This window comes from Microbulbifer sp. ABM4_008 (assembly GCF_056311705.1).
The window spans coordinates 2,043,986-2,057,046 of sequence record NZ_CM149970.1; the positions used below are offsets into that span (position 1 = coordinate 2,043,986).

General features: G+C 43.4%; 8 protein-coding genes. 7 read left to right on the forward strand and 1 reads right to left on the reverse strand.

All coding sequences use genetic code 11. From position 1 onward, the window contains the following. The first annotated feature begins 267 nt into the window (after nt 1-267). From ACYX4J_RS08910 to ACYX4J_RS08940, 7 genes are all read left to right on the forward strand, one after another. Nucleotides 268-2,448: an FUSC family protein gene (locus ACYX4J_RS08910; protein WP_476178389.1), complete on the forward strand. Its 2,181-nt coding sequence runs from the start codon at nt 268-270 to the stop codon at nt 2,446-2,448. Between the two features lie 17 nt (nt 2,449-2,465). Next, entirely contained in the window at nt 2,466-2,678 is a 213-nt protein-coding gene (locus tag ACYX4J_RS08915) for a DUF1656 domain-containing protein (RefSeq protein ID WP_353057030.1), read from the forward strand. A 41-nt stretch (nt 2,679-2,719) separates the two neighbouring features. Beyond that, nucleotides 2,720-3,802 (forward strand): HlyD family secretion protein, encoded by a 1,083-nt coding sequence (locus tag ACYX4J_RS08920; RefSeq protein WP_282932512.1) that lies wholly within the window; start codon nt 2,720-2,722, stop codon nt 3,800-3,802. Between the two features lie 40 nt (nt 3,803-3,842). Next, a complete protein-coding gene (locus ACYX4J_RS08925) occupies nt 3,843-5,303 on the forward strand; it encodes an efflux transporter outer membrane subunit (RefSeq protein WP_444933406.1) in 1,461 nt (486 codons plus the stop codon). Between the two features lie 133 nt (nt 5,304-5,436). Next, on the forward strand, nt 5,437-6,477 hold the full coding sequence (locus tag ACYX4J_RS08930) for an aspartate/ornithine carbamoyltransferase family protein (protein ID WP_475710028.1): 1,041 nt from the start codon (nt 5,437-5,439) through the stop codon (nt 6,475-6,477). 41 nt (nt 6,478-6,518) lie between these two features. Beyond that, a complete protein-coding gene (gene asnB, locus ACYX4J_RS08935; RefSeq protein ID WP_476178390.1) occupies nt 6,519-8,558 on the forward strand; it encodes an asparagine synthase (glutamine-hydrolyzing) in 2,040 nt (679 codons plus the stop codon). A gap of 370 nt (nt 8,559-8,928) precedes the next feature. Next, entirely contained in the window at nt 8,929-11,916 is a 2,988-nt protein-coding gene (locus ACYX4J_RS08940; protein ID WP_476178391.1) for a di-heme oxidoredictase family protein, read from the forward strand. A 704-nt stretch (nt 11,917-12,620) separates the two neighbouring features. Here the strand turns inward: ACYX4J_RS08940 and ACYX4J_RS08945 are convergent. After that, nucleotides 12,621-12,782: a hypothetical protein gene (locus ACYX4J_RS08945; RefSeq protein WP_476178392.1), complete on the reverse strand. Its 162-nt coding sequence runs from the start codon at nt 12,780-12,782 to the stop codon at nt 12,621-12,623. Nucleotides 12,783-13,061: the final 279 nt, after the last annotated feature.

Sequence of the window (13,061 nt, forward strand, 5' to 3'; positions counted from 1 at the left end):
AGGAAAAGTCTATAAGGATGTACCTGCATGTTTGGGGGGTTTAGGCGTTTATTTTTATTGTTTGTCAGCTTTTATATTTCATATTATTTGGATTGATTCTTAGATCTGGGGCTGGTTTAGAGAAGCTCGCCGATAGCGAATTTCTTTAGCTCTTGGTATGCCATACTTCCTTTTGGTTATCCAGTATATATTCGGGGTGAATATATATTGCTGTGTCATAGATCAAAATGACGAATTAATAGTATGTAGAAATGGTCGGAGAAAGCTTTGCAGTTGTCTCGTAATGTTAAAGAGTCGATTAAGCTAGCAACAGCTTTAGTGATCGTTTATGCCATTGCCTTGGGCCTGAATTGGGAAAAACCTTTTTGGGGTGGATTTGCTGTTATTGTTTGCAGCCAGGCAAATCTTGGGCAGTCGCTAAATCGAGCTATTTTGTGGATTTTAGGGACGCTATTTGCCTTGCTAGCTGGCTGGTTAATCGTCGCGTTATTTCCACAGGATCGCTGGTTGTTTATGATCGCCCTATCTATTTGGGTGTCTATCTGTGTTTATTTTTTACAGAGGTCGAACTACCAGTACTTTTGGCTTACAAGTGGTTATGTCATCTTTTTATTGTGGGATGTGACCGGTGGTGACTTTTCTATCTCCTACAAGGCTGGGGTATTACGTATTCAGGAGTCCTTGCTCGGAATAATTGTCTACGGATTGGTAGCCGTTTTGATCTGGCCTAACTGTAGTCGTGGTGAGTTAAGAAGAGCATCTCTGGATTTATTGAGAGAACATCGTCGATTTGTGGATAATTGTTTTTCTCGGGTTAGAAGTGGCGAGAAAATAAAGATTAGGCGTAAAAAGCGTGTTGCTCTTTTAGAGCTTGATACGCGCTTACAAACAGCCATTGGCGATGCGAGCTCAGATAGTTATGAGGTGTGGGAATGTCGAAAGCAGTGGGGTCACTTTGGTCAATCTGCGACAGCCGTCACGCAGTCCCTCTTGAAGTTGGAAGAAAGCTTAGCACTCTCAGGTGATCTGGGTATATCAAAATTCCTTATTGGTGTAGAGGAATATATACCTGACATTGAGGGGCGCCTCGCGCAAGTGGAAAGCGCCCTTTCAGAGGAAATGCCTATAGATAGTGCCAATGGGAGAGTGGTTCGAGGAAATATTGAAGAAGTAAAGAGGTTGTCAACCTTTGAAACCGCTGCTTTAGCCGTTACTAGAAAATCCTTAAATGACTTGGAGGTTGAAACCCGATCTCTAATTGATTCAGTAAATGATATACAAACACGGGGTGACTCCTATTCGAGACAGGTAAGTAGTGATGGCATAGGCTGGCTTGGAGCTTTGATGCCCGACCCGGACAGGTTGACTAATATTGTCCGTGTTCAGATGGGAATGTGGATCGCTTATCTGGCATATCTTTTTATCCCTGACATGATTGGTGGATTGCTGGTTATATTACTGATAACAGTAATAGGTATTCTCGCCTCAATGACCCCTAAAATTCAATTGTTTGAAACCTGTGTTTTCACGATTTTAGTGTGCATATTATCGGCACCTATATATTTCTTTCTAATGCCGAAATTGCACGGATTTTATTCATTGGCTGTCGTGATTTTTGTATGGACGTTTGTAGTAAGCTTTTCTTCGAATAAGGTCTTTGGACCCCAGTCGATGATTCGAACCCTGGTTCTTATCTTTCCCCAGATTATTTTTAATTTTAACAACTCTCAAGAGTATAGTTTTGTAGTTTACACAAATTATCTATTTGTGTTGGCGATAATTTTTTGTATTTTGGCCGTTTCAAGAAATATCCCCTTCACTGCTCACCCAGAAATAAACCTGAAGAGAAGTATTGATAGGATTCTCAATAGTGCCGCATGGCTGGTGGTGGAGGGTGATATTCCGAAAAAAAAGAGAGAATCATTGTTTTTCAGGTTATATATATTGTACCACCTGAATATTATTATGATCTCAAGGAAGAGAGTGTTCTATTGGGTGGAGGGCATTTCTGATAAAAAAATGCGGGGTATGACCAGAAGCCAGATGCAAAGCCTTATAGGTTTGGCTATGTTGATATCCAATCAGGTTAAGCTGTTATATAAGATAGATAAGAAGAAAATAAATTTTGTGGCTCCTAAAAGATTACTTCGCGAGGCATTTATATGGAGGCGGCTTGCAAGCAAAATACTTATCTATTTTTCTGGTGGCAACCAAAAGGTTGATATTGAATCCCTGCGAAGAGGTTATAGGAGGATATTTGAAAGGGCAAATATTGATGTCGGTGAGTTGATGGAGCTAAGGGAATGTAGTGAAAAATCCAGAGAGGGTGTAACAAACTTTCTTTATTTCTTGGGTGTTACCCACTGCATCAATAACTATCTGGCAGAGTTTCGTCGCGTTTCAGAATCTGTGGATTGGAAGGCTTTCTGTGAGGAAAGGTGTCTTTAATGTCTGTAGGGTTTTAAATGGAAAGAGTACCGCACGATATATCAATAGGCAGTTTCTATCTATCACCAATATTGGTGATAGCTTTGTTTGGTGTTGTTGCGGCCTTGTTAACCGCTAGGCTTTTGGATCGGTATCGTTTATCCCGATATTTTGCCAATCCACCGGTTGTTATTATCTCCCTCAGTGTAATTTATTCAATTTTTATAGGAAGGATATTCTTGGGAATATAGTAGTGGCTAGGTATAGAAAATATATTTTTACTGGAACAATAGTGCTTGTAGCACTGCTGTTACTTATTATCCAGTTCTGGAGATATCTCAATAATCCCTGGACCAGGGATGGAAAAGTGCAGGCGGACATTATTCAAGTGACTCCCAGGGTAACTGGACAGGTAGTTGAGTTGCCTATTAAGAATAATCAGTTTATTAAAGCAGGGGAACTACTGTTTCAGATTGATCCGAGAATATATGAAGCAGCCTTGGAAGAGGCCAAGGCAGAGTACGAGGAAGCTCTCGATACATACCGAGCGCAAAACAAGAATATTCTCGCTTATGAGGCCAGGATTAGGGAGTCAATAGCAAATATTGATCTGGCAAAAAGTAATATCGGCGCGCTTGATGCGGAAATTGCAAGAACCAAAGCTGAATATGATCGGCAGAGAGAGCTGCTACCCCAGAGAGCGACATCAGTAAGGGCATTGCAAGCGGCTCAGGCTGAGTATGAATCCACAATTGAGTATCGAGCGGGTGCAGAAGCCAGCTTGGTGGAATCTATGGCTGCTTTGGAGCAATCCCAAGCGGAGCTGGAGCAGGTTAGAGCACAATTGGGAGCGCTTGGAGCCGATAACCCGGGCGTTCGTGCGGCTTTTGCGCTGCTGGAGCAGGCGCGGCTAAATCTCGAATACACAACAGTTGTTGCTCCGGTTACTGGTTATGTCACCAATATAGATTTTCGTTACGGTGATCAGGCCGTCGCCAACCAACCTGCACTTTCTGTAGTTGATATAAGCACTTTTCGTATTGATGGTTTTTTTCGCGAAACTTTTGTTCGTCGGATCGCTCCGGGGGATAAGGCATTTATGAAGTTGATGGCTTATCCTCATCTAGAATTGGAAGGATATGTTGAAAGTATTGGCTGGGGTATTGCTCGCAAAGATGGAACTGCAGGTAATGACTTATTGCCAATGGTAGATCCCACATTTGACTGGATTCGCCTTGCACAGCGTATTCCCGTCAGGATTCATCTGACAGAAGTCCCCGAATCTGTGAAGCTTCGTGTTGGATTTACCAGCTCAGTGCTAGTAATGAGCAATTCTGCGGGCACCGAGCAAGATGAACCGGTGCAATCCCAATAGTTTCAGGAAAGGGTTAATACGGAGCCTACAGGGGTGTCTGTTGGCATTGCTGCTCATCTTCGGCAGTAGTTGTATGCTGGGGCCAGATTACCATCCCCCACCGGTAGAGGTCGAAAGTGAGTGGATCTATCAAACCAGCTCAAAACTGGATACCTTGGAAGCCGTTAACCCATTGTGGTGGCAGTGGGCATTTTCAGATGTGACGCTGGACGAATTAGTCTCACTTGCGATTGAGAATAACCTGGAGCTGCGTTCTGCGGCTCTCAGGGCTCTCCAGGCCCAGCAACAGCTAGCTATTGCAATAGGTAACCAGTATCCCCAAACACAGCAGCTTGAGGGACTTATTGATCGTTCAAAGTATGTTCGATCGGGGATCACTGGCAATCTGCAGACTGAATATTACCCGAACTTTAATTTAACCTGGGAATTAGATACCTGGGGGCAGTTAAGAAGGCTGGTTAATTCGGCCGCAGCAGATTTTGAAGCCAGCATAGCTGACTATGATGGTGTGCTGGTTTCTATTATTGCCCAGGTGGCGCAAACCTATATCAATATTCGCACAACGAAACGCAGGCTAGAAGTTGCCAGGGAAAACATTCGCGTACAACGTGAGGGTTTAAGGATCGCGAGAGTCAAATTTCGTGCAGGAGAGGTCAGTGCACTGGATGCGGAGCAAGCGCAGGCTTTGCTCAGTAACACAGAAGCCAGTGTGCCGGGACTGGAGATAAGCTTACAGCAGTTTGAAAATGCCCTGGCAGTCCTTCTGGGAATACCTCCTAATAGTTTGAGGTACATCGTCTCTTTTCCCTCATCCATACCTATGATTCCTAAAGTCGTTACTGTTGGTATGCCTCAGGATTTACTAAGGCAGCGACCCGATATCCGTGCAGCAGAGCGACGGCTGGCAGCTCAAGGTGAGTTAATAGGTGTTGCGAGGGCGGAACTCTATCCAAATTTTAGTATTGGTGGGGAGATAGGGGCTATCGATATCAATGGCGGTCAACTTAATGGCAGCAGTAGTGCCTGGGACCTTTTTATTGAATTTGACTGGAATCTCTTTAACTACGGAAGACTTCGGAGCAATGTCAGGCTACAGGATGCGATTTTCCAGCAGTTGGTGTCTGACTATCAGCAAATAGTTCTGTTAGCGCAAGCTGATGTGGAGAACGCTATTGTCGCTTATATAAAATCTCAAAGGCAATTAGTTCACTATGAGGTGGCTGCCCAGGCCTCCCAGCGATCTGTCGATATTTCCCTGTCTCAATATACTAATGGTCAAGTGGAATTTGATACTGTGATAACTACGCTGATATCAGATGTTCAGCAGCAGGATATTTTGGCGATAGCGCGAGGTGCCGTGGCAGCGAACCTGGTGCAGGTGTATCTATCGCTCGGAGGTGGATGGCAGATACAGCAGGGAATTCCACCATTTCAACTTCTTCCAGAAGATATTCAGCAGGAAATGCTAGAAAGAACACCGTATTGGAACAAGGTTCAATAAAATTGGTTGAAGATTCTTAGTTTGATGGTGGTACTAGATGTATGAATTTAAGTAACCGTATTGTAAGTGCTTTATCTGCACGCAGATTATTCAAGCGATAATTGTCCCCTCAAATTTGATTTAGGCTTTGGTTATGATGACTAGCGCTCCGTTCGACAAAGATACAAATTTGATGGCAAAAACTCTGGTAGAGGCTATCCCGGAGCAGGGTAGATACTTAGAGTCCCTGACTGGTAAAAGTCTTATATCGAGCAGTCAGCTTAATAGAGATGGAATATTGCAGTTACTCAGACTTGCCGCTCGTTGTGAGCTGGATAACAGAAAATTCTCATGTCATTTAAATAATAAAATCTTAATCAGCGCATTCTTTGAGTCGAGCACCAGGACGAGGCTATCTTTTGAAAGCGCCTGGCTGCGACTTGGAGGGAGTACTGTTTCAATTACAGATAAAGGGACAACACGTATTGGTGTCGGAGAGAGCTTAAGAGATGTTGCAGAGATGGTAAGTAATTATGGTGATTGTGTAGTTTTGAGGGATTCTTCTGAAGATTCAGTGAAAATTATGTCTAATAATTTAAGTATACCAATCATCAATGCTGGTAACGGGATAGATGAGCACCCCACGCAATCCCTTATCGATCTATATGCACTTCTTAAGTGGAACCCTTCCATTCTGTCAGGAAAAAGTCGAAAACTCTCCATTGGCTTAATTGGAGCGCCAGCTCGAATGCGAGCGGCGAGAAGCCTCTTGATACTCATGAGCTGTTTTCCTGAGTTTTTCTCAGGGGTTTTTGTGCTTTGTGATGAGGAAGAACAAGAACCGTTTAGGCAAGCGCAATTATCAATGCTTCAGGAAAAAGGTTTAAAAATAAGGTTAACGGATAAGATTGGAGATATTCTTCCCCGGCTCGATGTGGTCTATATGAATGCTATATCCCTAAAAACAGCGGGTCATAGAGATTTTGGGTCTGGATATTTTATAGATAATAATTCTCCTTTGAAAAAACAAGCTATTGTGCTGCATCCTTTACCCCGAATGGGGGAGCTTGATAGTAATCTGGATGATACGCCCCATAATTGGTATTTTATACAGGCAAAAGGTGGTGTGTACGTCAGAATGGCCTTGGCAATGGCTATTTGTGGCCGCCCTAGTGAGGTCGTAGACATTATCTAGCCTCTCCAGTCTCGAAATGGCCCCAATAAAAGGTATCGTCTATGTGCGGAATAGCTGGGATTCTTCATAGTGCGCGTACAATGCCTGTCGATGGTCAACTCCTTCTAAATATGGCTGCTATCCAGTTCCACCGTGGCCCGGATGGTGTAGGTTTTACAAATCCTCCAGGTCTGGGATTTGGGATGAGTCATGTGCGCTTATCGATCAATGACCTGAGTGATGAGCGCGCTTCTCAGCCTTATGTGTCAGAAGATGGTCGTTACTATTTGGCTCATAATGGTGAAATCTATGATTATCAGCGAATAAGAGCCAGATTGAGGGCCTCTGGAGTTTATTTTTTAAGTAAAAGTGATTCCGAAATTATTTTGCATCTTATTGCGGAGTTAGGTCTTGTTCGGGCTATTAAACATCTTCGAGGAGAATTTGCATTTGCCGTTTACGATCAAATGGAGGATTGCCTCTACTTGGTTAGAGATCGGTTTGGAGTGAAGCCACTTTATTGGGCTAGAATCAAAAAAGGTTTAGTATTTGGTTCTGAAATTAAAAGTTTGTTTGCCCACCCTGATGTCCAAAGAAGACTGACAGCGCATGGAGTGTATCACCAGCTCATTCAGGTATCGATTCCTGGAACAACCGCTTTTGAAGGGGTTTTCCAGGTTGAACCTGGGTGCATTACAAAAGTTAAGCGAGACAACACTGAACTGGCTGTTACTCAACATAAATATTGGGACATCGATTTTTTGGTTTCAGATGAGTATGCTCGTGACAAGTCTGATGAGTATTATATTGAGGGTTTGCGGGAACAAATTATAGACTCCGTGTCTTTGAGGCTTCAAGCTGATGTCCCAGTAACCTATTATCTTTCAGGTGGTGTTGATTCGGGTAGCTTGCTTGGGGTAGGGCAGTCGCTTTCTCAGCAGGATCTCACCGCCTTTACGATAGCGTTTGAAAATCCGGATTACGATGAGTCTCATATCGCAAAGGAAGCCGCGAGTGAGATTGGTGTCAGCCAATTCATAGTAAAGGTAACTGATGAAGAAATATATGAAAATTATTCAGAAACCATTTGGCATACCGAAAGGACATTTTACAATACATTATCAGTAGCTAAATTTTTGCTCAGTAAAGCTGTTAAGTCTAATGGCTACAAGGTTGCAATTACTGGGGAGGGGGCAGATGAGCTATTTTCTGGGTATCCTGCATTTAAAAAAGATTTTTACTTGTATGGCACATCTGAAGCTGAGTTGAATAAACGAAGAACCTGGCAGCAACATCTAGAAAGGAGCAATAGCTTATTTAAGGGAGCTATGCTGCCAATTGATAGTTATCGATCAGAGGGAATGGAACGGACTTTAGGATTCACCCCTACATGCTTGCAATCCTGGTTAAGCTGTCATCATCAAGCAGAAAAATTGCTTAACAAAGAGTGGCGCAAAGAAATATCTGGTTATGATGCCGGGAAGGCAATTGTTGATACGCTAGATTTATCACAACTTGAAGGTAGACATCCGCTGGATGTTGCTCAGTATGTTTGGATAAAAACTATGTTTGAGACCCAGATATTGGGCTGGGTAAGTGATCGAGTGGATATGGCACACTCCATTGAAACCCGTCCGGCCTTTCTCGATCATCACCTGGCTGCGTTTGCTATACAAATCCCACCATCGGTCAGGATTAGCGGAACTACAGAAAAGTATGCCCTTCGCGAAGCGATGAAGGGAGTCCTTCCGGATGTTCTATATAAAAAGCAAAAATTTGCATTCATGGCTCCTCCGGTAGAGACAGTTACCGGAGCTTGGACTTGGGTGCAACGAGTTATTGAGAAATTTCTCAGCCCAAAGGAGGTTAATTTAGCTGGATTACTGCGATACTCGGAAATAGATACTTTAATTGAAGAGTATAAGTTACCGACCCTGCATCGGTCAAAAAAGGTTCAATTGGATGCGATGCTCAATCATATCTTGGGAGTGCAAATATTGCATAAGCGTTTTATTGAGGCTGATCTGCCATTGTTGGCGCAAGAAAAATCTTTTCATCTTGGTTGGAGTTTAGATCGTATGGTTAAGTATCGTAAAAGTTAGAGGGTACTAGGGTGTGAGGCAGATCTTATTGTTGACGTAGTATTCTATTTTTGGTCCGGTTTAACGCTGATCCCTACCTGTTGATCGAATAGATAATGATAATAATTGGATATAAATTACAATTTAATTGAGGTTTTGGGTGGCGCTGGTTAATAGGATTGTTATTACGTTAAGGGTTGTAGTTACAAGAGTCTCTATTTTTCTAATCCCTGATATCTAGCTATTCACTTCTAACCAATAAAATAATTATAAGCTGGAAGACTTCACCATATCGGTGGGGCTAATTGAAGGAGCATATACTTCTTACAGGGATGGTGAGGCTCTCGCATTATGGGGGATCTTCCTATATCTATTGAAAATAGGTGCCCTGATGAGAAATATAGTTTCTGCAAGTTGTGTCCTAACTTTATTATCCGTTTTTTGTTCAAATGCAATTGCTGAATTACTTTCTGAAGAGAAGAGTGTTACTGCAAGTACAGAGGTGCAGTCGGCATCTTTGGCTGTTGATAATGACATGGGTACACGTTGGGAAAGTTCACATCAAACAGATCCCAGTACTTTTACTATTGATTTAGGCACCACCTCTGAATTGGAGGAGGTGGTGCTCTATTGGGAGGCTGCAAATGCAAATACATATAATCTTGAAGGTTCAAATGATGGGCAGGGATGGGAGCTGTTAGCAGAGTATTCTGATGGAGAGTTTGGAGATAGAACTGACATTCTTCAAGTATCCGGAAAATTTCGTTATATACGGCTTAATGGATTGACTCGTAGTAATGGAAATTTCTGGGGCTATTCTATCTATGAGTTTCAAGTATATGGCGAACCTGTTTACGACTCCGTAGAGGAAACTCCGAGCAATGTAGGGCGTAATATTGCCTTGGACGCCTCAATCTTGTCTTCTTTAGGGGAAGGTAATTTTGCTATTGATGGTCTGAGAAGTACAGCCTGGGAGGCTGGGGGCGATACGGCTTATTTACTACTGGATATTGGAGAACCAACTGAGCTGACGAAGGCAATCATAGACTGGGGTGAAGATAATGCTGCTAGCTACAAAATTCAGGCTTCAAATGATGGCAATGAGTGGGAAACGCTTGTCACTACTGGCGATGGGCAGTACGGTTCACGAATTGATAGCCATAAACTATCCGGTAGTTACCGTTATCTGCGAATTCAAGGTGATGAGTTAAGTGAGGGTAGCTCGCATTACACCATTTGGGAGCTCATGTTATTTGATAAGGCAATGGATTCCATCCCCACAGATAGCCTGCTAAGTTACATGCCTCTTTTCGATGAAACTTATCCTGCTGGTGAAGCTCAAAATTGGTATATAAAAGAGGATGGAACCCTAGTGACATTCGCCAGTGGTAGAGCTAGATCACGCCATGAGTCTGAGGGATCATTTTATACTTTCCCAAAATTCTATTTTGAACATAGGACTTTTGGTCTTGAGATTCATGATCACACCCCAAAAGGTGAAAGTTTAATTGAAATCTATTACTCCCCTGAGTATGCCCACTACCGCTCACCAGAGTGCCGATCGGCATATTCCAATGTGTATCGAGCAGATTTTAATAATAATGCTAGGTTTGAGGTGGATCCTTTAGTTGAGGCTGATGAGGATGGGAAAGGGCAAATATGGGTATGTTTAATTACTTTTGATGCGCACGATGGAGATGACGGTGTTCTGGAAGTTGGCGAGTGGATGGAATTTGAATTTCAGCAATTTTTGGGAAAATACAATGGGGATGAAAATATAGAAGGCCAAGCTATTTACTACACAAATACTTATCGTATCCAATTGGGTGAACCTGGTATCTATCTTGTTAATGATAGCGATATTGATGAAAGTATACGAGCTGGAGGTAACGCGACAGCTGTCCCGATAATAGCGGGGAATTCTGTACCAGCTTCTGAGATTATTTCGGAAAACTTATCAGATAAGACTTTGACTTACTATGCTGGAGCCGACGGTGCATGGACAAGTGGTGGGTCAGACGACGCTACCGAAGTTACCTATCCAATTTTAGACGGGACAGGCATATACGATAGTTACATCGTCGAGAGTGGTATTGCTGACTGGACAGCAAATATGCAAGAGGCATCGAATATTCATTGGGATACCCACAATATATTTTTGCGGGGCAGAAGGTTGTTCCATACCGATTTTAATTCTGGTGATCATGAGGAAGAAGGAAATCCGAGGTTTTCAGAGCTAGCAGAATTAGCCACTGATCTTAAAGTGCAGCACTCGTGCTTTGCTTGTCATATCAATAATGGACGTGGACAGGCTCCAGAGAACGGCTATTTTCCCGAGACGATGGCCATGAAACTGGGGTCTGGGGGACTTAATGTCCAGGGTCAAGTATTACCTCATCACTACTTTGGCCATTTATTACAAACTGTTTCTTCCGACGAAAAGATAGAAGTGGAAGGTCAGGTGGTAGTTACATATGAAGAGATTGTGAACCACTATGATGATGGTACTGAGTACACGTTAAGGAAGCCTGTATACAGTATTAATAAGCTCGATGGCAAAGGGAGCGATATAGTGTACTTTTCCCCACGGATGCCTCAACCAATACTGGGGCTCGGGTTGCTTGAGGCAGTGCCTGAGTCTGAAATATTAGAATGGCATGATCCTAATGATTCTGATGAAAATGGAATTTCTGGGCGCGCTGCACTGGTAAAAGAGCCAACTGGTGAACTTCCATATGTCGCACGGTTTGGTTGGAAGGCCAGCCATGCCAGTCTAACCAGTTTTACGCGTGATGCACTTAATAGTGATATTGGGGTCACTACTAATGGAGGAAGCGCGGATTGTGGGTATGAGCAGATAAACTGTTGGCAATATAGTGAGCATTCAGCTGAGCTTTCGGAAGAGCATCTGCGAGACCTAGTTGTTTACCTTCAAGCCTTAGGAGCGCCGCCCCGCAATCCAGGCAGCGTTTCCAGAGATTCTGTGCTCTCAGGAGAGAAGCTGTTTTATGAAGCTGGATGTGACTCCTGTCATCGACCGGAAATGAGTACTGATCATAGCCATCCTCTTGCTGAGCTTAGGGGGAATACCATATACCCTTATACTGACTTACTGCTTCATAATATGGGGGAGGGGTTGGCTGATTCTTTGAGTGAGTCTGCCGATTTCAATCAGGAATGGAGAACTCCGCCATTATGGGGGTTGGGTATGTCAAAGGCAGTAAATGGGCACAGTAACTTATTACATGATGGGCGGGCGCGAACCGTCGAGGAAGCTATTTTGTGGCATGCTGGAGAGGCTTTGGATAGCCGGGAAAAGTTTCAGTCAATGAGTATTTCTGAGCGGACTGATCTGTTAGATTTCTTACAATCTTTATAGAATTTTTTGATATAAAAGTTATGTCCCACGGGTATTGCTAAAAGTGGCTGGCTCAACTGTTATAGGTGAGATAATACGTGTGATTGCCTGCATCGAGCTTATTTCAAATTATATGTATAAACTGTTGAGTAGGCCCCTATGGTATTTTTCCAAGGCCATATCCAAAGTTATTGTGGGCGGCTCAGCTGTAGTAGGTCAAAGATAGACATTTCTTTGTTCAACCTCCTTTACTGAGTCGCCTTCTATTAGTTCACCATCCAATGCTTTACCGCCACCAGGATAGCGCATAGTCAATTGGCCGGTAGCAATTAAAGTTCCTTCACTGTCTTATACCCCCGTATATGAATAGAATATCTTTCGTCCAGTACTCGTTAACTTACCTATCGCGGTGAGGTGGTTCAGGACACCCATAAATAAGGGGGGGAGAGCTGAGGCGCAGGTACCCCCTTGGCGACTGGTTTTTTATAAATTGGTACTAAGGCGTAGTGAAAGGGGTAAGCATTATGCTTCGGATGTGAAAATTAGGGTTTAGGAGAAATTTGAGAGGAATGAAGGCAGTTGGAGAGAGTCAGAATTAGCTGGGTGTTGCCGAAAGGTAGCGTTGGCAATTACTGATACCGTGTACCCAGTGTTTCCCGAGCTTGATGCAAGCTTGTCGTACGGTCTCTGCTGATCTAACCAGGCGATTATAGTGGTATTCAAAATTACGACTGAGATACAACCAGTGTTTTGGTTGTATACTCAAGTGTTCGAGTATGGGGGGCGTTCTCATTAATGGAGCCGCACTTTCTGGGATCTAAATATCGACCGCTCCAGCCCGCTAGTTCCAGGTAGTGCTCCAATTGAAAGGGTAACCCCTTACGCATGTTCGCCTCCTTCAAATGGCAGTAGGTCTTTGGGCTGCTCACCTGTGGTCGCAACATGAATACACTGTAGAATGGAAGTGTGACTGGAATCTTTCGGGGTTTTGCCATTTTGGCTCGGATAGGATTGAGATCGACGTAGGTCATGTAGGCGGCAAGGGCTCTCTCATCCGTCGAAGCTTGGGACTTAAAGCACCCCTCGGAAAAGCGACCTGTACACTTCTCTTCTGCATTGGCCTGGCGAGCAATAGGTTCGTTAGAGCGATAAGCTCGTTGAGCTTT

Bases quoted from the DNA above. Each gene is read 5' to 3' on its own strand.
- ACYX4J_RS08915 (WP_353057030.1), top strand. From the start codon at position 2,466: ATGGAAAGAGTACCGCACGATATATCAATAGGCAGTTTCTATCTATCA.
- ACYX4J_RS08930 (WP_475710028.1), top strand. From the start codon at position 5,437: ATGATGACTAGCGCTCCGTTCGACAAAGATACAAATTTGATGGCAAAA.
- asnB (WP_476178390.1), top strand. From the start codon at position 6,519: ATGTGCGGAATAGCTGGGATTCTTCATAGTGCGCGTACAATGCCTGTC.
- ACYX4J_RS08940 (WP_476178391.1), top strand. From the start codon at position 8,929: ATGAGAAATATAGTTTCTGCAAGTTGTGTCCTAACTTTATTATCCGTT.
- ACYX4J_RS08945 (WP_476178392.1), bottom strand. From the start codon at position 12,782: ATGCGTAAGGGGTTACCCTTTCAATTGGAGCACTACCTGGAACTAGCG.